The sequence below is a fragment of the Pseudomonas sp. URMO17WK12:I7 genome, assembly GCF_003269045.1.
GTDB classification, from domain to species: domain Bacteria; phylum Pseudomonadota; class Gammaproteobacteria; order Pseudomonadales; family Pseudomonadaceae; genus Aquipseudomonas; species Aquipseudomonas putida_J.
On record NZ_QLTL01000030.1, the window covers coordinates 1 to 21377 of the forward strand.

General features: G+C 62.0%; 17 protein-coding genes. 9 read left to right on the forward strand and 8 right to left on the reverse strand.

Annotated features, from left to right (window positions below; translation table 11 throughout):
- Positions 1-104: 104 nt before the first annotated feature.
- Positions 105-1172 carry a 23S rRNA (cytidine(2498)-2'-O)-methyltransferase RlmM gene (gene rlmM, locus H040_RS26545; protein ID WP_027919435.1) on the reverse strand — a complete coding sequence of 356 codons (1068 nt, stop codon included), beginning with the start codon at positions 1170-1172 and terminating at the stop codon, positions 105-107.
- A gap of 222 nt (positions 1173-1394) precedes the next feature.
- Between rlmM and acnA the strand changes: the two genes are divergently transcribed.
- The gene (gene acnA, locus H040_RS26550) at positions 1395-4136 is read left to right on the forward strand and encodes an aconitate hydratase AcnA (protein ID WP_027919434.1); all 2742 of its coding nucleotides are present in this window, start codon (positions 1395-1397) and stop codon (positions 4134-4136) included.
- A 309-nt stretch (positions 4137-4445) separates the two neighbouring features.
- Positions 4446-6011, forward strand: a complete 1566-nt coding sequence (locus tag H040_RS26555) for a methyl-accepting chemotaxis protein (RefSeq protein WP_027919433.1) — start codon at positions 4446-4448, stop codon at positions 6009-6011.
- 73 nt (positions 6012-6084) lie between these two features.
- Here the strand turns inward: H040_RS26555 and H040_RS26560 are convergent, their stop codons facing one another.
- The 5 genes from H040_RS26560 to H040_RS26580 all read right to left on the reverse strand — a co-directional run bounded on the left by H040_RS26560 (position 6085) and on the right by H040_RS26580 (position 9462).
- Positions 6085-6969 carry a pseudouridine synthase gene (locus H040_RS26560; protein ID WP_027919432.1) on the reverse strand — a complete coding sequence of 295 codons (885 nt, stop codon included), beginning with the start codon at positions 6967-6969 and terminating at the stop codon, positions 6085-6087.
- 50 nt (positions 6970-7019) lie between these two features.
- Positions 7020-7328 (reverse strand): hypothetical protein, encoded by a 309-nt coding sequence (locus H040_RS26565; protein WP_027919431.1) that lies wholly within the window; start codon positions 7326-7328, stop codon positions 7020-7022.
- 71 nt (positions 7329-7399) lie between these two features.
- The gene (locus tag H040_RS26570; protein ID WP_027919430.1) at positions 7400-7831 is read right to left on the reverse strand and encodes a D-Ala-D-Ala carboxypeptidase family metallohydrolase; all 432 of its coding nucleotides are present in this window, start codon (positions 7829-7831) and stop codon (positions 7400-7402) included.
- A gap of 108 nt (positions 7832-7939) precedes the next feature.
- On the reverse strand, positions 7940-8179 hold the full coding sequence (locus H040_RS26575) for a glutaredoxin family protein (RefSeq protein ID WP_027919429.1): 240 nt from the start codon (positions 8177-8179) through the stop codon (positions 7940-7942).
- 74 nt (positions 8180-8253) lie between these two features.
- The gene (locus H040_RS26580) at positions 8254-9462 is read right to left on the reverse strand and encodes an ammonium transporter (RefSeq protein WP_027919428.1); all 1209 of its coding nucleotides are present in this window, start codon (positions 9460-9462) and stop codon (positions 8254-8256) included.
- A gap of 319 nt (positions 9463-9781) precedes the next feature.
- On the opposite strand from H040_RS26580, the gene H040_RS26585 reads away from it, so the two are divergent.
- From H040_RS26585 to H040_RS26610, 6 genes are all read left to right on the forward strand, one after another.
- A complete protein-coding gene (locus H040_RS26585; RefSeq protein ID WP_027919427.1) occupies positions 9782-10096 on the forward strand; it encodes a DUF883 family protein in 315 nt (104 codons plus the stop codon).
- A gap of 9 nt (positions 10097-10105) precedes the next feature.
- Positions 10106-10480 carry a phage holin family protein gene (locus H040_RS26590; protein WP_027919426.1) on the forward strand — a complete coding sequence of 125 codons (375 nt, stop codon included), beginning with the start codon at positions 10106-10108 and terminating at the stop codon, positions 10478-10480.
- Positions 10477-10806 carry a hypothetical protein gene (locus tag H040_RS26595; RefSeq protein WP_027919425.1) on the forward strand — a complete coding sequence of 110 codons (330 nt, stop codon included), beginning with the start codon at positions 10477-10479 and terminating at the stop codon, positions 10804-10806. The genes H040_RS26590 and H040_RS26595 overlap by 4 nt, the downstream gene beginning before the upstream one ends.
- Before the next feature lie 105 nt (positions 10807-10911).
- Positions 10912-12243 (forward strand): deoxyguanosinetriphosphate triphosphohydrolase, encoded by a 1332-nt coding sequence (locus tag H040_RS26600; protein ID WP_027919424.1) that lies wholly within the window; start codon positions 10912-10914, stop codon positions 12241-12243.
- Positions 12244-12523: 280 nt separating this feature from the next.
- The gene (locus H040_RS26605; RefSeq protein WP_027919423.1) at positions 12524-13144 is read left to right on the forward strand and encodes a response regulator transcription factor; all 621 of its coding nucleotides are present in this window, start codon (positions 12524-12526) and stop codon (positions 13142-13144) included.
- A gap of 7 nt (positions 13145-13151) precedes the next feature.
- Entirely contained in the window at positions 13152-16751 is a 3600-nt protein-coding gene (locus tag H040_RS26610) for an ATP-binding protein (RefSeq protein WP_027919422.1), read from the forward strand.
- 38 nt (positions 16752-16789) lie between these two features.
- Here H040_RS26610 and H040_RS26615 read toward each other — a convergent pair whose 3' ends face one another.
- On the reverse strand, positions 16790-17134 hold the full coding sequence (locus tag H040_RS26615; protein ID WP_027919421.1) for a YggL family protein: 345 nt from the start codon (positions 17132-17134) through the stop codon (positions 16790-16792).
- Between the two features lie 184 nt (positions 17135-17318).
- Here H040_RS26615 and dacB point away from each other — a divergent pair, with 184 nt between their 5' ends.
- Positions 17319-18782 carry a D-alanyl-D-alanine carboxypeptidase/D-alanyl-D-alanine endopeptidase gene (gene dacB, locus H040_RS26620; protein ID WP_027919420.1) on the forward strand — a complete coding sequence of 488 codons (1464 nt, stop codon included), beginning with the start codon at positions 17319-17321 and terminating at the stop codon, positions 18780-18782.
- 135 nt (positions 18783-18917) lie between these two features.
- Here the strand turns inward: dacB and H040_RS26625 are convergent, their stop codons facing one another.
- Positions 18918-21311 carry a sensor domain-containing diguanylate cyclase gene (locus H040_RS26625; protein ID WP_027919419.1) on the reverse strand — a complete coding sequence of 798 codons (2394 nt, stop codon included), beginning with the start codon at positions 21309-21311 and terminating at the stop codon, positions 18918-18920.
- Between the last annotated feature and the right edge of the window lie 66 nt (positions 21312-21377).

The window sequence follows — 21377 nt, forward strand, 5'->3', positions numbered from 1 at the left end:
AGAGCAAGAGCAAGAGCAAGAGCAAGAGCAAGAGCAAGAGCAAGAGCAAGAGCAAGAGCAAGAGCAAGAGCAAGAGCAAGAGCAAGAGCAAGAGCGAGCGAAATTCAGCGCGGCTTGATGTCCAGCCTTCGCAGATGGCAAGTCACTTCCTCACGGTCGTGATACAGCTGCTTGCAAGCAATCGACACCTTGACCTTACGCGACTTGAACGTCGCCTCCATGCGGTCCAGCAACCGGCGCACCTCGGCATAGCGCTGCTTCATCGGCAACTTCAGGTTGACCACCGCCTCACGGCACAACCCCTCACCCAGCCACGTCTCGATCAACGCAGTGGTACGTGCCGGTTTCTCGACGATATCGCAGACCATCCAGTCAACCGGCTGCTTCGGCTGCCAGGTGAACCCATCGGCCATCAGGTGTTGCACCAGCCCGGTATCCATCAGGCTTTCGGCCATCGGCCCATTGTCGATGGCAGTAACCAACATGCCACGGCGTACCAGCTGATACGTCCAGCCACCCGGCGAAGCCCCCAGGTCTACTCCGGTCATGTCGTCGCCCAGGCGCTGCTCCCACTGCTCACGCGGAATGAACTGGTGCCAGGCCTCCTCCAGCTTGAGCGTCGAGCGACTGGGCGCCTCACGCGGAAACTTCAGGCGCGGGATGCCCATCGGCCACAACGCACTGTTGTTTGCCTCGGCCACGCCGACGAATACCCGGCGGCCACTGATGAAGGTCAGCAACAAGCGTGGCAGGCTCGGGTTTTCGACCAGGCGGCCAGCCTTTTCCAGAGCCTTGCGCAGCGGCACTTCGAACTTGCGGCAGAAGGTCGACAGTTCCTTGCCATCGTTGCTGTCCAGCACTTCCAGCCACAGGCTGCCGAAGCCTCTCCCCAGCTCTGCCAGATGCGCCAACAGCACGCTGATGCGGTCGGACTCTGGCAGCTCGATATACGTGCCACGGGCCCACTGGCGCGGGAAGATCAGTTGCGCGAAGCGCAGCTGGGCCATCAGGCGCTCGGCCCCTTCGGCCTCGGCACAGACGAACTCGGCACAAGCGCTCTGCGGCTTGCCCTTGGCATAACCGGCCACACCCAGCTGGGCGGCATGTTCGCTGATCTCGGCGCAGACCTCACCCTCGAAACCGGGCCGGCAATGCATGAACAGGGTATTCATCTCTCACTCCACTACGGCGGGCGCACCACGGGCGCCGGCAGGGCGGCGATGATAAAGGAAGTTCGGAACCTGCGACATGCCCCGCCGGTCCAGAAAAGAGTCAGGGGCACCAAACGGAGCTAACCTGACCATTCAGCCAGGTCCGTGCCGTGCGGACCGAAACAGCGCGGTGGCACCGGCCTCAACCAGCAATGCCGGGCCCCGCCGCAAAAGGAGTTGGCAATGCCCTCGCTCGATAGCCTGAACACCCTCAAGACTCTCCAGGTGGCTGACCGCACCTATCATTACTACAGCCTTGCCGAAGCCGGCCAGCAGCTCGGCGACCTGCAGCGCCTGCCCATGTCGCTCAAGGTACTGCTGGAAAACCTGCTGCGCTGGGAAGACGGCGAGACCGTCGGTACCGATGACCTGCGCGCCCTCGCCAGCTGGCTGCAGGAACGCCGCTCCGACCGCGAGATCCAGTATCGCCCGGCGCGCGTATTGATGCAGGATTTCACTGGCGTGCCAGCAGTGGTCGACCTCGCGGCAATGCGCGCGGCCATGGCCAAAGCCGGCGGCGACCCGCAGCGAATCAACCCACTGTCGCCGGTTGACTTGGTGATCGACCACTCGGTGATGGTCGACCGTTACGCCACGCCGCAGGCCTTCACCCAGAACGTCGACATCGAGATGCAGCGCAATGGCGAGCGCTACGCATTCTTGCGCTGGGGCCAGAGCGCATTCGACAACTTCCGCGTGGTGCCGCCGGGCACCGGCATCTGCCACCAGGTCAACCTGGAGTACCTCGGGCGCACGGTATGGACCCGCGAAGCAGACGGTCGCACCTACGCCTTCCCCGACACCCTGGTTGGCACCGACTCGCACACCACCATGATCAACGGCCTTGGCGTGCTCGGCTGGGGCGTGGGCGGCATCGAGGCAGAAGCGGCCATGCTCGGCCAGCCGGTGTCGATGCTGATCCCGGAAGTGATCGGCTTCAAGCTCACCGGCAAGCTGCGCGAAGGGATCACCGCCACCGACCTGGTGCTGACCGTCACGCAAATGCTGCGCAAGAAAGGCGTGGTGGGCAAATTCGTCGAATTCTACGGCGACGGCCTGGCCGACCTGCCGTTGGCCGACCGTGCAACCATCGCCAACATGGCGCCGGAGTATGGCGCCACCTGTGGCTTCTTCCCGGTCGACGAGGTCACCCTCGAGTACCTGCGCCTGTCCGGCCGCCCAAGTGAAGCGGTGCAATTGGTCGAACAGTACTGCAAGGCCCAAGGGCTGTGGCGCCTACCGGGTCAGGAACCGTTGTTCAGCGACACCCTCGCGCTGGACATGGCCGAGGTCGAAGCCAGCCTGGCCGGGCCCAAGCGGCCCCAGGACAGAGTTGCGCTGGGCCAGGTCAGCCAGGCATTCAACCACTTCATCGAACAGCAGCCCAAGGTGCTGGCCAAGGAAGTCGGCCGTCTGGAAAGCGAAGGCGGTGGCGGCGTGGCGGTGGGCAATGCCGACCAGGCTGGCGAGATCGACTACAGCCACGGCGGCCAGACACATACCTTGCGCCATGGCGCCGTGGTGATCGCCGCAATCACCTCCTGCACCAACACGTCCAACCCCAGCGTGATGATGGCGGCCGGCCTGGTGGCGAAGAAGGCTGTGGAAAAAGGCCTGCAGCGCAAGCCGTGGGTCAAGAGCTCGCTGGCACCCGGCTCCAAGGTGGTCACCGACTACTACAACGCCGCCGGGCTTACCCCCTACCTCGATCAGCTCGGCTTCGACCTCGTCGGCTACGGCTGCACCACCTGCATCGGCAACTCCGGTCCACTGGATGAAGCCGTTGAAAAAGCCATCAGCAACGCCGACCTCACCGTCGCCTCGGTGCTTTCGGGCAACCGCAACTTCGAAGGCCGCGTGCACCCGCTGGTCAAGACCAACTGGCTGGCCTCGCCACCGCTGGTGGTAGCCTACGCCCTGGCCGGCAGCGTGCGTGTGGACCTGACCAAAGATGCACTGGGCACTGGCAAGGACGGCCAACCGGTGTACCTGCGCGACATCTGGCCCACCCAGCAGGAGATTGCCGAAGCCGTCGCCAAAGTCGACACGGCCATGTTCCACAAGGAATACGCCGAAGTCTTCGCCGGCGATGCGCAATGGCAGGCCATCGAGGTACCGCAGGCGGCAACCTATGTTTGGCAGGACGATTCCACCTACATTCAGCACCCACCGTTCTTCGATGACATCGGCGGGCCGCTGCCCGAGATCACGGACATCCAGGGTGCACGCATCCTCGCCCTGCTTGGCGACTCGGTGACCACCGACCACATCTCCCCGGCCGGCAACATCAAGGCCGACAGCCCGGCCGGGCGCTACTTGCGCAGCAAGGGCGTGGAACCACGGGACTTCAACTCTTACGGTTCGCGGCGCGGCAACCACGAGGTGATGATGCGCGGCACCTTCGCCAATATCCGCATCCGCAACGAGATGCTGGGCGGCGAGGAAGGCGGTAATACGCTTTACGTACCCACGGGCGAAAAGCTGTCGATCTATGACGCCGCCATGCGCTATCAGGCCGAAGGTACGCCGTTGGTGGTGGTCGCCGGCCAGGAGTATGGCACCGGCTCCAGCCGCGACTGGGCGGCCAAAGGCACCAACCTGCTGGGGGTCAAGGCGGTGCTGGCAGAAAGTTTCGAACGCATCCACCGCTCCAATCTGGTGGGCATGGGCGTGCTGCCGCTGCAGTTCAAGGCCGGGCAGGATCGCAAGCAACTGGGGCTGACCGGCAAGGAACAGATCGACCTGCTGGGGCTCGGTGGCGCGCAGATCAAACCGGGCATGAACCTGACGCTGCGCATCACCCGCGAGGACGGGCAACAGCAGCAGATCGAGGTGCTGTGCCGGATCGATACGCTCAACGAAGTGGAATACTTCAAATCAGGCGGGATTCTGCACTATGTGCTGCGGCAGATGATTCGCAACTGACCACCTCTGCACGTTCTGCGCCTGTTGCATCGAGCGCCGCGCCTGCGGCGTTCGATGCGCATTACCACAAGAAAAGTCTGCCATTTGCCAGTGGCACTTTAGTGGCCGCTCAGTCATCATTGGCCCTAACTGTCACCAAATAGTCATGAACGTGGGCAATCAGGCAGCTTTCTCAGCACTGAAGCTCGGCTGCCTTTACTGCATCCGCAGTACTGGCCAATTGCCCCAGATCAAGTAAATTAAATATCCATTCAATAAAACCAGTGGCTTGCCGATATCTGTCGAAAGCCTTGCGGACGATTTCAGCTCATGCGTAACAACCAGCCGATTACCCAGAGGGAACGGACTTTCCCTGCCCAACAACGGTTGATCTCCACCACCAATGCCAAAGGTGTGATCACCTACTGCAACGATGCATTCGTCGAGATCAGCGGTTTCACCCGCGAAGAGCTGATTGGCGCACCCCACAACCTGGTCCGCCACCCCGACGTGCCGCCTGCGGTGTTTGCCCACATGTGGCAAACCCTCAAGCAGGGCTTGCCGTGGATGGGCATCGTCAAGAACCGCTGCAAATCCGGCGACCACTACTGGGTGAATGCCTACGTCACACCGATTTTCGAGAACAACCAGGTCGTCGGTTTCGAGTCGGTGCGGGTCAAGCCTACCGCCGAGCAGATCCGACGCGCCGAAGCCCTGTACCAGCGCATCAATGGCGGCAAGACCGCCATCCCGCAGCGTGATCGCTGGTTGCCGGTGCTGCAGGACTGGCTGCCGTTCATCCTGGTCAGCCAAGTCGGTTTCCTGATTGGCAACTGGCTCGGCCACTCCTGGGGTTTCGCGCTGGCCGCCGGCCTGTCAGTCCCGCTCGGCCTGCTCGGCCTGAGCTGGCAGCAACGTGGCCTGAAACGCCTGCTGCGCCTGGCCGAACAAGCCACCTCCGACCCGCTGATCGCGCAGATGTACACCGACAGCCGTGGCGTGCAGGCACGCCTGGAGATGGCCATGCTCAGCCAGGACGCGCGCATGAAGACCTGCCTGACCCGCCTGCAGGACAGCGCCGAGCACCTCAGCGACCAGGCACGTCAGTCCGATGCCCTGGCGCACAAGAGTTCCTCTGGCCTGGAGCGGCAACGCGTGGAGACCGAACAAGTCGCCGCCGCCGTCAACCAGATGGCTGCCACCACCCAGGAAGTTGCCAACCACGTGCAACGCACCGCTGATGCGACCCAGGAAGCCAACCGCCTGACCAGCCAGGGCCGGCAGATCGCGGGTGAAACCCGCGATGCCATCGAGCGCCTGTCGACAGCCGTGGGCGAAACCGGCCAGACCGTGACCCAGCTGGCCAAGGACAGCGACGAAATCGGTGGTGTGGTCGATGTGATCAAGGGCATCGCCGACCAGACCAACCTGCTGGCGCTCAACGCTGCCATCGAAGCGGCCCGTGCCGGCGAGATGGGCCGTGGTTTTGCCGTGGTCGCCGACGAGGTACGCCAGCTGGCCCAACGCACCGCCGAATCGACCGGGCAGATCCACGGCCTGATCGCCAAACTGCAACAGACGGCCAACAATGCCGTGCTGACCATGGAAACCGGCCACCGCCAGGCCCAGGAAGGCGTGGACCGTGTGATGCAGGCCGACCAGGCGCTGGTCGGGATCAGTGAGGCAGTGGCCAACATCACCGACATGGCGACCCAGATTGCCGCCGCAACCGAAGAGCAGACCGCGGTGGCCGACGAGATCAGCCGCAATATCAGCACCATCGCCGAACTGGCCGATCAGACGGCCGAGCAGGCGCAGCACTCGGCGCAGCTCAGCGAAGAGCTCACCACCACTGCCGGCAGCCAGTATTCGCTGGTGGAGCGGTTCAACCGCTAAGACCCGTGCCTACGGGGTATCTGTAGGAGCGGCCTTGCCGGGGCGCTCCTACACAGCCCTGTGCGCAGGTGCCTTACCAGTCCAGCGCCAGCTGGCTCTCGAAGTAGCGTTGCTCGCCGGTCAACGGATCGGCAAAGCGCAAGCTCTGCGCCAGCAGCTTCAACGGCCGCTGATAGTCGTCTTCCTCCTTGAGCAACTGCGGGTAGAACGGGTCATTGCAGATCCCCGCCCCCAACGCCGCCATGTGCACACGCAACTGATGGGTCTTCCCCGTTACCGGCGACAGTCCGTAGCGCCAGAACTCGCCATTCTTCTCCAGCACTTCGGCAAGCGTCTCGCTGTTGGCCTCCCCTGCTATTTCCTGCATGCGAAAGAACGGTTCGCCATGCACCAACCGGCTTTTGTGCACCAAAGGGAATGCATGCTGCGGCATGGCGGCAGCGATGGCTTGATAGCGCTTGTCGATACGACGCTCCGGGAACAACCGCTGATAGGCGCTGCGCGTCTGTGGATTGGCGGAAAACAGCACCAGCCCGGCCGTGTGCCGGTCGATGCGGTGCAACGGCACCAGATGAGGGTTATCCAGGCGCCGGATCAGGCGGCGCAGCAGGGTGTGCTCGACGTATTCACCGGTAGGTGTGACTGGCAGAAAGTGCGGCTTGTCGGCCACCACCAGGTGCTCATCCACATGCAGGATGGTTTCCTCGACCGGAATTGGCCGCTCGTTGGGCACCTCGCGAAAGTAGTGCAGGCGCATGCCGCGACGGTAGGGCAAGTCAGCGGCAATCGCCCTGCCCTCAGCATCGAGCACCCGGCCTCGAGCGAAGCGGTCTAGCCACTGCGCGCGCCCGATGGCCTTGAAATGGTCGCACAGGCAATCGAGCACCGTGGCCCAGTTGCCGGGCGGCAGGCAGACCGTGCTGGCTTGCTGGTGGGCAGGGTCGAAAGGCGTGGTCATGGCAAGGCTCGAGCATTCAAAGCCGCACATTATCCCTCAAGCCTGGCGCCTCAACCAGCCTCGACCCGCCCTTCACTGTGTGCCTTCAGCCAGCGCAGCACCTGCACGGCCTCCCAACGCCCGGGGTCATAAAGCGCGTAGACCAGCCCCTGATAACCCACCACATCCAGCCCCCGGTGGTAGCCGGCGCGCTGGAACAAGGCCTCGATCTCTGCAAAACAGGTATTGAAATGCACCTTGCCGAATGGCGTGCGGTCATCGGTGACCAGGCCCTCGAGGCGCAATTCCAATACGGCGTCGTACACCCGCTCCACCGGCATACGGTTGACGCTGTACTTGAGTTGCTCGACGTTGAGCATGGGTTAACCTCGATACTGTATTTATATACAGCATACGGAGAGTGACACAGCGTCGTCAATCAAACCCAACGTCACTGCAAGCCAGGCAGATAGCCAGTACCCTTGCGAATGGTCAGCACCTCACGGCGCGGAACGGCCACCGATACCGAAAGGTGAACCCAGCTGTCGAACTCCAGGATCAACTGGTCGAACGCCACGGCACTTTCGCTCACCCGCCGAACCACTTCACGGCTGTCTATATCCACAACCGTGAAATCAGCAGCCAGGCCCCTGACATGCTGGCTGTTGCTCGCCCCGCCAATGCGCGTATTCACCGCCGAGCTACGGTATCCGCTGCTGACGATGATGGGACTGTCAAACAGCGCTCGCACTTGCTCGAGCGCCAGGCAAAGCAAGCGCAGATTACTCATCACCGCAAGCGAAGGGGTGTTGTCCAACCCTTCTCTCGCGGCAGTTTGCGAAGCGGTCATTTCGGCCAGGGTAAAGTGTGGCGTGATGTACATGGTGAGTATCTCGATGACAATGCAATTGGACCGATGACGCTTCATCGGCTCATCATCATCGCTTGCACCGCCCGGGGCATGCAGGAGGGTGAGGATTCCCTCTACACGTCACTGGGCAAGGAACGCCACCACCTGTTCGGCATCGAATGGCCAATGCAGCTCGGCCGAAGTATCACCACGTCGCAGCACAGGAATGATCAACCCGTAGCGCTCGAAGAGCGCCTCGTCATCGGCGATGTCGACCAGTTCGATCAGCAAGCCGTGATCGACAAAGGGCATGAGCACGGCTTCGGCCACTTCGCACAAGTGGCACCCAACGGTGCCGAAGAGTTGGCATTCAGGCAGCATGGGGCAAGGCTCGATTTGGCTGTGGGAAGAAGCCTATTCTAGGTCCGTCCTGCCCTCTGTGCACCTGACCTCGCTCAATCCTGGCTGGTGGCACCGATCCGGTGCAGCGACAGGTCTGCGCCCTGGAATTCCTGCTCATGGCTCAAACGCAGGCCATGCAGTTGGCGAATCAGGCCGTAAACGGCAAAACCACCGATCAACGCGACCAGTACTCCCGCGAGGCTGCCCAGCAGTTGGCTGATCAGGCTTACACCACCCATCCCCCCCAGTGCCGCCTGGCCAAACACGCCGCAGGCAATTCCCCCCCACAGGCCGCACAAGCCGTGCAGAGGCCAGACCCCGAGCACATCGTCGACCTTCCAGCGGTTCTGCGCGGCCGTGAAACTCCAGACGAACAGCACCCCCGCAACCAGGCCCGTAGCCAGCGCACCAATGGGGTGCATGAGGTCAGAGCCGGCACAGATCGCCACCAGGCCGGCCAGCGGCCCGTTGTGCAGGAAGCCCGGGTCGTTGCGCCCGGCGAGCAACGCCGCCAGGGTGCCGCCGACCATGGCCATCAGCGAGTTGATCGCCACCAGGCCGCTGACCCCTTGCAGTGTCTGGGCACTCATCACGTTGAAGCCGAACCAACCGATGATCAGGATCCACGAGCCCAGCGCCAGGAACGGAATGCTCGACGGCGCGAAGGCCACCAGACGGCCGTCGCGATAACGCCCGCGCCGCGCCCCCAGCAGCAGCACTGCCGCCAGCGCCAGCCAGCCGCCCATGGCATGCACCACCACGGAGCCTGCAAAATCATGGAACGGCGCACCGAAGCGGGCCTGCAACCAGGTCTGCAGGCCAAAATTGCCATTCCACACCACGCCCTCGAAGAACGGGTAGATGAACGCCACGATCAACGCCGTCGCGCACAGCTGCGGCGCGAACCGCGCACGCTCGGCGATACCGCCGGAAATGATCGCGGGAATCGCCGCCGCGAAAGTCAGCAGGAAGAAGCATTTGACCAGCGCATAGCCGTGGTCGGCAGCCAGTTGCGATGCAGGTTGCAGGAAGTTCACGCCATAGGCGATCCAGTAGCCGACAAAGAAGTACACCAGCGCGGAGACGGCGAAATCGCTGAGGATCTTCGACAACGCGTTGACCTGATTCTTGTGGCGCACGGTGCCCACTTCGAGAAAAGCGAAGCCGGCGTGCATGGCAAGCACCAGAATGGCGCCCATGAGAATGAACAGGGTGTTGGAGCCGTGGACCAGAGAGTCCATCGCGCTGTGCATGTTTTCCATTGAAGTGGCAGACCTGCAAAAAAGCACCAGGACAGTTCAAGAACCTGCATCCCTGCACCGAATCGGTGCCAGCTTTTGCCCTCGTGTGCCGAAGCGGGCGCAGCCTGCGTGGTTTTTTCTTGGGTTTGTCGTGGATTAGGTTAAGGTTTATCGGTATCCGCCGGGGGCGACGCCCTGCTTCGGCGCACCGCTCCGGGTGACGCCCCGCGTTGTGGCAAATTTCAGTAGCAAGGCCCATACCAGCGCCGCCAGTGAACCTTCCACGCACGCGGTTACTCGAATGACCTACATACCTGCACACCTACACAGGGAGAGCCCCATGGCCAGCAAATCGGCAAAGACTGCACAAGAGATATTGATGGCTGACTTCCAGGCCTTGGTCCGCGATACCGAAAAATTGCTGGCCGATACCGCCAATCTGGCTGGCGATCAGGCCGACGAGTTACGCGAGCAGATTCACGACCGCCTGACCCAGGCCCGCGAAACCCTGCAGTTGACCCAGGACTCGATGCGCGAGCACGGCCAGGCAGCCCTCGGCAGCGCCGAGCAGTACGTCCAGGAAAACCCTTGGCAGGCCATTGGTATCGCAGCAGGCGTCGGCTTGTTGATCGGCCTGCTGGCCAATCGGCGCTGAGGAGCCCCCATGGAGAATGACAGCATAGGCACCAGCGCCTCGGGCAGACGCCTGGGCGCGGCGCTGCTAGGGCTGCTGCACAGCCACATCGAACTGTTCGGTATCGAACTGCAGGAACAAAAAGCCCGCACCCTGAGCCTGTTGCTGTTTGCAGGGCTGGCATTGGTGTTCGCGTTGCTGCTGCTCACGGCCTTGTCCGGCTTGCTTCTGGTATTGCTGTGGGACAGCTATAGGCTGGCGGGCATCATCGGCCTTTGCGTCTTCTATGGCTTGGCGGCATTGTATTGCGGCCTGCGCCTGAAAGCTGCAGTGTTCGATGAGTCTTCACCGTTTGGTTCGACCCTCGAAGAACTGGCCAAGGATCGGGAGCGCCTGTTGCCATGAGCCTGCCTGAACTACCGAACACCCGTAACCCGCGGGAATTGCGCAAGGCGCTGTTGCGCCTGCGCATGGAAATGCACCGCCAGCAAATCCGCCATGAGTCCGGGCAAATGCTGCAACCTCTGCAGCGCCTGCGCGGTATGGGCAGCTCGCTGCATGACGGATTGGGCTTCAAGCACGCACCGTTGTGGGGAATCGGCGCCGTCGTGGCGCTGGGCTTTCTGACCGGCAAAGGGGTGCGCAGCGGCAACCTGAGCCGCCTGGTTCGGCTGGGAACCAGCCTGCTGCCGCTGGTACGCCTGTTCCTGCAAGGTAACCGGCGCCCTTGAGTGCCCTGGCCGGCCCTGATCCCACAGGGCCGGTCTCGCTCTGCCCCTTGCACGCCTGCTCACGACACAGGAAGCTATACCCTTCGATCGACAGGAGACCGCGCCTTGGACTGGCACACCCTGCTCACCCGCGAACGCCTCGGCAAAGCCCTCTACAGCGCCGAAGAACTGGGCCGCAGCCCTTTCCACAAAGACCATGACCGGATCATCTTCTCAGGGGCCTTTCGTCGCCTCGGTCGCAAGACTCAGGTCCATCCCGTTTCCAGCAACGACCATATCCACACGCGCCTGACCCATTCCCTGGAGGTCAGCTGCGTTGGCCGCTCACTGGGCATGCGTGTCGGCGAAACACTGCGCAGCAGCCTGCCCGACTGGTGCGAACCCAGCGATCTGGGCATGATCGTGCAGTCGGCCTGCCTGGCTCACGACATTGGCAACCCCCCGTTTGGCCACTCCGGTGAAGATGCCATTCGCCATTGGTTCCAGCAGGCCGCCGGGCGTGGCTGGCTGGACGACATGAGCGACGACGAGCGCGCCGACTTCCTCAACTTCGAAGGCAACGCCCAAGGCTTCCGCGTACTCACTCAGCTCGAGTATCACCAGTTCGATGGCGGCACCCGGCTCACGTACGCCACCCTTGGTACCTACCTCAAATATCCTTGGACCTCCCGGCATGCAGACGCCCTGGGCTACAAGAAGCACAAGTTCGGCTGCTACCAGAGCGAACTGCCGCTGCTTGAGCAGATCGCCCGCAAGCTCGGCCTGCCGCAGCTCGAAGAACAGCGCTGGGCACGCCACCCGCTGGTCTACCTGATGGAGGCAGCAGATGACATCTGCTACGCCCTGATCGACCTGGAAGACGGCCTGGAGATGGAGTTGCTGCACTACGCCGAAGTCGAGGCGCTGTTGCTCGACCTGGTGGGTGACGACTTGCCGGAAACCTATCGCCAGCTTGGCCCTGACGACTCGCGCAGACGCAAACTGGCCATTCTGCGTGGCAAGGCCATCGAGCACCTGACCAACGCCGCTGCCCAAGCCTTCGTCGAGCAGCAGCAGGCACTGCTGGCCGGGCGCCTGAGCGGCGACTTGGTCGAGCACATGCACGGCCCGGCCAAGCGCTGCGTACTGCAAGCCAAGGACATGGCGCGTAACAAGATTTTCCAGGACAAACGCAAGACGCTGCATGAGATCGGCGCCTACACCACGCTGGAAATTCTCCTCAATACGTTCTGCGGTGCCGCCCTGGAACAGCACGGCGGGCGTAGCCCCTCGTTCAAGAGCCGCCGCGTGCTCGACCTGATCGGTAACAACGCTCCCCACCCGCACGACTCTCTGCACAAGGCATTCCTGCGCATGATCGACTTCATCGCCGGCATGACCGACAGCTATGCCAGCGAGATGGCTCGGGAAATGACCGGGCGCTCAAGCCCAACCTGAAAAAAAGCAGCGTCGCCCAGTGCGCTACCGAGCGACGCTGATTGCCATCAGAAACTTCCTACAAGCGCTGCCACCTTTTAAACACCCACTAAACAGGCAGCCGGTAATTTGCCCAAACACCGTTGACAACGATGTAAATTCTTACACTTCGTAGCTCAATATGTACTCGGCTGTAAGCCGTTTCCCATATATTGCGAATCTCCATGCCGCGCATCCCCGATGACTTGCAACTGGGGTAAGGTGCCACCTGCCTCCGTCATCCGCCGCAGGGAACTTGAACATGAATACTGTATTTATTGTCGATGACCATCCTGTCATTCGCCTTGCTGTCCGCATGCTGCTTGAAAACCAGAATTACAAGGTTGTGGGCGAATCTGACAACGGCGTGGATGCCATGCAGATGATTCGTGAAACCCAGCCTGACCTGGTGATTCTGGACATAAGCATCCCCAGGCTAGACGGCCTGGAGGTACTGTCGCGCTTCCAGGCCATGGCCCTGCCGCTGAAAGTGCTGATCCTCACCGCGCAATCTCCGGCGCTGTTCGCCGTTCGCTGCATGCACTCAGGTGCAGCGGGTTATGTGTGCAAACAGGAAGATCTTAATGAACTGCTCAGCGCGATCAAGGCTGTAATCGCCGGATACAACTATTTCCCCAGCCAAGCCATTCACACCAACCACGAAACAGCGGACTCCGATTTGCGACTTTTCCGACTGGTTAATGATCGAGAACTGATGGTTCTGCAACTTTTTGCCCAAGGTCGCAGCAATCAGGAAATAGCCAAGGGCATGTTCCTCAGCAACAAGACGGTCAGTACCTACAAGAAGCGACTCATGCAGAAACTGCATGCCAACTCCCTGGTCGACCTGATCGAAATGGCCAAACGCAACGCGCTGGTCTGAGGTGCTGATGGTGCAATTGATCGCCTGCCTGGGGTTCATCCTGGCGCTGGCCTGCGACCTGGCGCAGGCCTCATCCCATGAAGTCGTGCCCTATACGCTGCTGGCCCGCTCTTCGAACCAACCGCTGAGCCCGCGCTTGACGGAACAACAGCGTCAATGGCTGCAAGGGAAAAGCACCCTGATCCTGGGCACCTCGGCGCCCGATTACCCGCCCTTCGACATCACTGGCGGCGGCCAGGTCTACCAAGGGCTCACCGCCGAATACGCCAATCTGATCGGCAAGGCATTGAACCTGCCGGTCCAGGTCATGCGCTACCCACACAGGAAAGCGGCGGTCGAGGCGCTCAAACGGGGGGACATTGACCTGCTCGGCAGCGCCAACGGTTACGAAGCGGCAACCGAGGGTCTTACGCTTTCTCACCCCTATGCCATCGACCAACCCGTGCTGGTCACACGGGAAGATGAAGGGCTGCCACTCAATGGAGACCTTGCTGGCATGCGCCTGGGCATGCTGTATCACTATCTGCCTGAGGAAAAGGTCAACGCAGCTTACCCGAAGGCCGAATTGCTGGCATTCGGCTCTTCCACTCAAGCCCTCAACGCTGTGGCATTTGGCCAGACGGACGTGTTCATCGGCGACACTATTTCCACACACTACCAGCTTACTCGCGGGCACCTGCCACGCCTGCGCATGGCCAGTTTCGGCCAGCACGAGCATGTCGGCTTCAGTTTTGCCATGCGCACTCAGGACGTTCAGCTCAAGACGCTGGTCAATGCAACGCTGGACCGCCAGTCCAACGCCTTGCGGACCAGCATATTCAAGCGCTGGAGTGCAGGCGGTGACCTGCTGCTGAGCGATCGTAAACTCCAGCTGACAGCCGAGGAGGAACAGTGGCTGCTCAACCACCCGGTGATGCGGGTCGCCATCGACGAAACGGCAGCGCCACTGTCCTATTTCGATGGCAGTGGCCATTTTCGCGGTATAACCGCCGACCTGTTGGACCTGATACGCCTGCGTACCGGCCTGCGCTTCGAGGTGCAGCGGGCCAATGGCATCGCCGACATGCTTGCGCGACTGGAAAGCGGGCGCGTGAACATGATTGCGGCGATTGCCAGCGACGGTATCACCGACAAAAGCCTGCACATGAGCCGGCCTTACCTTGAAAGCCCGCATGTGCTGGTCACCCGCGCACGTGATGAAAAGTACGGCTCGCTGGAACAACTCAATGGGCGTCGCATTGCCATCTCCCGCTACAGCAACCTGGATGACCTGCTGGCAACCCGTTTCCCACAGGTTGGCTGGATCGAGACGGAGAGCTCCTATTATTCCGTGGCGCTGCTCAACAGTGGCGCCGTCGACGCCGTGATCATCCCCTTGATCGACGCCAACCACACCCTGGCCGGCAATACCGACCTGATCATTCGCAACACGGTGGGCAGCGAGCCGGCCATTTTCGCCATGGCCACCAGCGAACAGGACATGCCGCTTGCCACGATCCTCGACAAGGCCCTGCTGAGCATTTCGCCGGAAGAGCTGGGTGTCATCAACAATCGTTGGCGCGGCTACGACGTTCATGAGGATGCAAGCTGGCCAGCCTGGCGCCGCCTTATCCTGCAAGTGCTGGTGGGCACCGGCCTGTTGCTGTTGCTGGCATTGATCTGGAACGCCCGCCTGCGCGGGCAGATCAAGCATCGTCAACGCGCCGAACGCGCGCTTAACGATCAGCTGGAGTTCATGGGCGCGCTACTTAACGGCACCCCGCACCCGATGTACGTGCGCGACCGGGAAGGCCGCCTGCAAAGTTGTAACGCCAGCTACCTGGAAGCTGTCCAGGCCCGCCTGGAAGATGTGATTGGCAGGCGCCTGGACGAAACCCCGTTCACCGGCGCCGAGCACTTACGTCAGATTCAGGCCGACTACCAGCAGGTAATGGCTGCTGGCGTACCACTGATCATCGACCGACCTTTGCGCCTCAAGGAAAGGGAAATCACCATCTACCACTGGATCCTGCCCTATCGTGATTCGCTGGGTGAAGTGCAAGGGATCATTGGCGGCTGGATCGATATCAGCGATCGCCGCAAGCTGGTGCAGGAACTGCGCGAGGCCAAGCGCCTGGCCGATGACGCCAACCGCGCCAAGAGCACCTTCCTGGCCACTATCAGCCACGAGATCCGCACGCCGATGAATGCGGTTATCGGCATGCTCGAACTGGCCCTGAGGCGCGCCCTGCAGGGGCAGGTAGACCCAACCTCGCTGGAAGTCGCCCACCACTCGGCCAAGGACTTGCTTGGCCTGATCGGCGACATCCTTGATATCGTGCGTATCGAGTCTGGCCACTTGTCTCTGAGCCCGGAAGCAGTCGACCCCTCGGCACTGGTCGAGTCGGTTGGCCGCGTTTTCGATGGCCAGGCCCGCCAGAAGGGCCTGGCCCTGCAAGTCAGCATCGAACCCAGCGCCCGCGTCCATGGCTTGCTCGACCCACTGCGCTTCAAGCAGATCTTGTCCAACCTTGTCAGCAATGCCATCAAGTTTACCGAGCAAGGCCAGATCCACGTCACGCTTGGCTTGCGCGACGAAGGCCCAAGCGTAGCGCCAACGCTGGAGTTAGAAGTGCGTGACAGTGGCATCGGCATTCATGACGATGATTTGCAGCGGCTGTTCAACCCGTTTGTCCAGGCCAATCCACATAGCCAAGGTGCCCGTGCGGGCACTGGGCTCGGCCTGGCTATCTGCCGCAGCCTGTGCGAGATGATGGGTGGCCACCTGAGCATGAAGAGCCTTCCGGGCTTTGGCACGCAGGTTCGCCTGCTGATGCCGCTGGAGCTTGTGGATACCCCGGTGCCACCCGCATTGGAGGTGGAAGAAGTCGAAGTACCTGCTCAAGACCTGAACGTGCTGGTCATCGACGATCACCCTGCCAACCTGATGCTGATGGCACAGCAACTGGGCTACCTTGGGCTCAACCATGCCAGCGCCAGCGATGGTCGCGAGGGCCTGGAAAAATGGCGCCGCACGCCGTTCGACGTACTGGTGCTCGATTGCAACATGCCGCACATGAACGGCTACCAGGTTGCCACCGCCGTTCGTAGCGAAGAGCGCCAGAGCGGGCGCCCGCGTTGCGTCATTCTGGGTTACACCGCGAACGCTCAACCCGAAGTCAGGCAGAAGTGCCTCAGTGCCGGCATGGACGATTGCCTGCTCAAGCCCATAAGCCTGCGCACCCTCAGCCAATGTCTGGCCAAAATCACGCCCCATCTACGGCAAGTCGTTGCCCCGCCGTTCAACCTTGCGGGACTGGCCGGCATCGTCGGCAACAATCCCGAAAACCGTAACCGCTTTCTGTCTGCCGTGCACGCAAGCCTGCAAGAAGACCTGACGCTGCTCATGGCCCTCGATCCCGTCCATCAGGCGGCTGAGATCCGCGAGCAGGCACACAAGATCCTCAGCGCGGCACGGCTGCTGGAAGCAAAAGGCATGATGAAGGCCTGCGCGGCCCTGGAGGAGCAACAGTCGCCTGCAGCCTGCATCAAACTGCAGCGGCAGGTACTGGCACGGCATATGCGCCGAACGGAGAAAGCGCTGGCCAGGGAACTGACCAGGGCTTGACGGAGCGACGCCCGCGCGGGGCGCCGCTCACGCATGCATCAGGAAGCCGGGTTGATCGGCTTTTCCGGATACCAGGCGTCCAGCAGTGGGCTGACTTCAATGGTGGTCAGTTCACTGCGGCCTTTGAGCCAGGCTTCGACGGTAGCACGCTGCTCTTCGCTGACCGAGCCGCGGTTGGCCAGGCAGACCAGGCCGAAATCATCGCCGCCGACGTAGTCCAGGCCGTTGGCATCCATGGCTTCTGCCAGGAAGGCGTCGAGGAAGGCATCAATGGCTTCGTCGGACAGGTCTTCCTTGAAACCCAGGTTCAGTTCAAAACCCAGCTCCTGGAATTCATCAACGCACAGCTTCTTGCGCAGACGACGGGAACGGTTGGTAGCCATGAAACAATCCTCTTGAGTAATAACGCGCGGCACTTTAACAGTTTCCACGCTGCAAAGGCGCTTTTCCGTCGAACGTGGCGCATGAACGCTGCGCTTGGGGCATAATGCGCTCTATATTTCCTGGGGTGATCATCTCTTACAGCCCCATTGTCATTTTCCCTCGTCCGCAGGGTACTTAATCCATATGATCAAAAAGCTCCGCCCCCTCGTTCTCGCCGGCCTGCTGTTGCCACTCGCATTGCCCAGCCAGGCTGCTGCCGTCAATACCACCCTGCCGCCGAAAGTCCAGCAGGCGCTCAAGGCCAACAAGCTGCAGGACAGCGCCCTGTCGCTGGTCATGCTGCCGCTGAACGGGCCCGGATCGGCCACCGTGTTCAACGCCGATGTGTCGGTCAACCCGGCTTCGACCATGAAGCTGGTCACCACCTACGCCGCCCTTGAACTGCTCGGCCCGACCTTCCAGTGGAAAACCGAGTTCTACACCGATGGCACCCTGAGCAACGGCGTGCTCAATGGCAACCTGTACCTCAAGGGCGGCGGCGACCCCAAACTGAACATGGAGAAGCTCTGGCTGCTGATGCGTGACCTGCGCGCCAATGGCGTACGCACTGTTACCGGCGACCTGGTGCTGGACCGTAGCCACTTCGTGCAACCCAACCTGCCACAGTTCGATGATGACGGCGGGGACGTCAACAAGCCGTTCCTGGTCAAGCCCGACTCGCTGATGATCAACCTCAAGGCCTTGCGCTTTGTTGCCCGCAACGACGGCGGCAAGGTGACCGTTGCCGTCGAACCTCCGATCGCCAGCATCCACATCGATAACCAGGTCAAGGCCGTAGCCTCCAAGCAATGCAGCGGCGACGTTCGCTATAACCCCGTGCCGCAGGCCGACGGTATCAGCGTGACCGTCACCGGCCAACTGGGTGATGGTTGCAACTCGCAGACTTACCTGTCACTGCTTGACCACCCGACCTACGCCGCCGGCGCCGTGCGGGCGATCTGGAACGAACTGGGTGGCAGCATCCAGGGCCGTGACCGCTTCGAAAATGTGCCGAAGAGCGCACGCCTGCTGGCCCGGGCCTTCTCGCCCGACCTGGTAGAAGTGATCCGCGACATCAACAAATACAGTAACAACACCATGGCCCAGCAGCTGTTCCTGAGCCTGGGTGCACAGTTCCGCACCGACGCCGATGGCGACGACGCACGCGCAGCGCAGCGCGTAGTGCGTCAGTGGCTGGCGAAGAAAGGCATCACCGCGCCGCACCTGGTGATGGAGAACGGCTCCGGCCTGTCGCGCGCCGAGCGGGTCAGCACCCGCGAGATGGCGGCACTGCTGCAGGCCGCGTGGAACAGCCCCTACTCGGCCGAGTTCATCAGCTCGATGCCGCTGGTGGGCATGGACGGCACCATGCGTAAACGCCTCAAGCGCACCGCCATGACCGGTGAAGGGCACATCAAGACCGGCACCCTGAACACCGTGCGGGCGATCGCCGGCTTTAGCCGTGACAGCAACGGCAACACTTGGGCGGTGGCGGCGATCCTCAACGATCCGAAGCCGTGGGGAGCCTCGCAAGTACTTGACCAGGTGCTGCTCGACCTGTATCGCCAGCCGAAACTGAACAACAGCGCGACCGCTGCGGCGCCTTGATACGGCTGTAGCCTGTACTGGCCTCTTCGCGGGTAAAACCCGCTCCCACAGGGACAGCACCACTCTCAAGGGCAGTGGTTGACCTGTGGGAGCGGGTTTACCCGCGAAAGGGCCGGCACAGACCAAGAAGAAAGGTCAGGTCAACTCTGCCTCGACCCTGTCTCGGCCAGCCTGCTTGGCCGCATACACCCCGGCATCCGCGCGCAGCAGCAAGGCATCCGCCCCCTCCCCCAGCCGCCATCCGGCCACACCAAAGCTCGCGGTCACCTTGCCCACTCCTTCCACCGGCACGCTGCGCACCCCATGCCACAGCTCAATGGCCAACATCCGTGCCTGCTCGGCATTGCTGCCCGGGCACAGCACCATGAACTCTTCCCCACCCAACCGACAGAACACATCGGTGCGGCGCAAACGCTGACTGATCCGTTGGCACAGGCTGCGCAACACATGGTCACCCACGGCATGGCCGTATTGATCGTTGATCCGTTTGAAATGGTCGATGTCGAGCATGATCACCGCCAGATCCAGCCCATCACGCTGGGCGCGGTCCAGTTCGACCTTGAGCCGCTCCTGGAAATAACGGCGGTTATGAATACCGGTCAGCGCATCGGTCACCGACAATGCACGCAACTCTTCCTCGACCCCTTTGAGGTCGGAGATATCGGTGAGGTAGCCATGCCACAGCGTGCAACCCTCTTCGCCAGGCTCGGGCGTCGCTTCGCCGCGCACCCAGCGCAACCCGGCACGCGGCAGGCACACCCGGTACTCTTCACGCCACGGCGAAAGGTGTTCGGCGGAATAACGCACCGAACGGCGCACGCGCTCAAGGTCATCGGGATGAATGCGCTCGAATACCGCCGTGGCATCCTCGCGCAACAACTGCAGATCGACCTCGTAGATGTCGAACAAGCCCTGGCTGGCATACGGAAAGCATGAGTGACCATCGGCATCCAGCCGGTACTGATAGATTCCGCCGGGCACTTCCGCGCTGAGTTTCTCCAGCAAGCGATCACGCAGGGCCAAGGCCTCGTGCACTCGCCGCCGCTCGGTGACATCGATGCAGATCGCCAGGTAGCCAACCCATAGCCCCTGCTCATCGAGTACGGCAGTCACCAGCATGTTGGCCAGCAAATGGCTGCCATCCTTGCGCACCAAAGTCCACTCGCCCGGCTCGCCACCACTGTCCTGGATGGTCTCGGCGAACATCGCCTGGCCACCGGCGATGTGCCGCCCATAGCGCAGGCTCAAGGCATGGGCGCGCTGGTTGAGCTCTTCTGGCATCACCAGATCTTCCAGCTGCAGGTGCCCGATGGCTTCAATGGCCGAATAACCCAGCATGCGTTCGGCACCGGCGTTGAAAGTGCTGACTTCGCCTTTGAGGCTGGTCGCGATGATGGCCACCTGGGTTGCGGCATTCAGAACGCTGCGCAACTGATTGTGAGTATCGCGCAACGACTGCTCGCTGACCCGCAGCGCCACCGTGCGCTGCTCGACCAGGGTCAAGGCACGCTGACGCTGGCTGAAAAGGTTGTAGAGCAAGGCGCTCAGCAGCAGGCTCAGCAAGCCGCCGAGCAGCCCCACGGTCAAAGCAGCGGCAGACTGGTTGGCTTGCAGAAATGCCTGGCTCGGACGAATGTCGAGCTGGAAATGGTGGTCGGCAAGGTGCAGCAGCTGCGTGCTGCCCAAGGCCAATGCCGCCACCGGGTTCTGCGAATCGAACAGCACTTCATGGCCATCGCGCCCGCTCGGGTCGATGATGCGCACCACCAGATTGTCATCCGCAGCGACAGGCAGGCCTTCGGTGATCAACTGGCGCATGTTCAGCAAGGCCATGACAAAACCCGCTGGCGGCTCAGCCGGCCGTTCGTCAGAGAACACCGGTGCCACCATCAGCAGCCCACGGCCAAAGCCAGGAGCGACGCTGAGCATGTCCAGCGGCTCGGAAACCGCCATGCTGCCTGGCTGCAGTGCCCGCGCCAACGTCTGCTCGCGGGCCGGCTGGCTACGCAGGTCGAGCCCGTAGGGTTGCCCCTGCAAGGTGTCGGCCTGGGTGTAGAGCACCGGGTAGTAGTGGTCACGCCGTGGCGAAGGGTGCCAGTTTCCTGCGCCATCCAGTTCGCGAATCAGGTAATCCTGCCGCAACCAGGCACTGGCCTGGCGCTCGAACTCGCGTCGCTGCCCGGCCTCGACCCGCGGCGCCCAGGAATAGGCCTGGGTCCGCTGCAGCAAGGGCCGCGCATAGCCATCGAATTCGTTCGGGGTGATGTCGTTGGAGTAGGTAAAGAAGCGCCGCAAACCATCCAGGCGTTGCTCCTGGTCGTCGAAACGCTCGGCGATGCGGCTATGACGTTCGCTGGCCAGCAGCTCGAACCGCTGGCGCAACTGCTGCTTGTAGAACGCCTGCGCGGCCAGCGCCAAGGCAGCCGAAAGCAGCACGCCGGCCACCAACGCCACCAGCGCCACCGCCCAGGCAGCCATCGCCTCGCTGCACAGGCCCAGCACCTTCGCACGCACGCCCCACTTCGACATAGATCGATCTCATCACGTCAGCGTCCTGCGAATTCTCTGGCCCTGTGCTGAGTTATAGCTATTGGC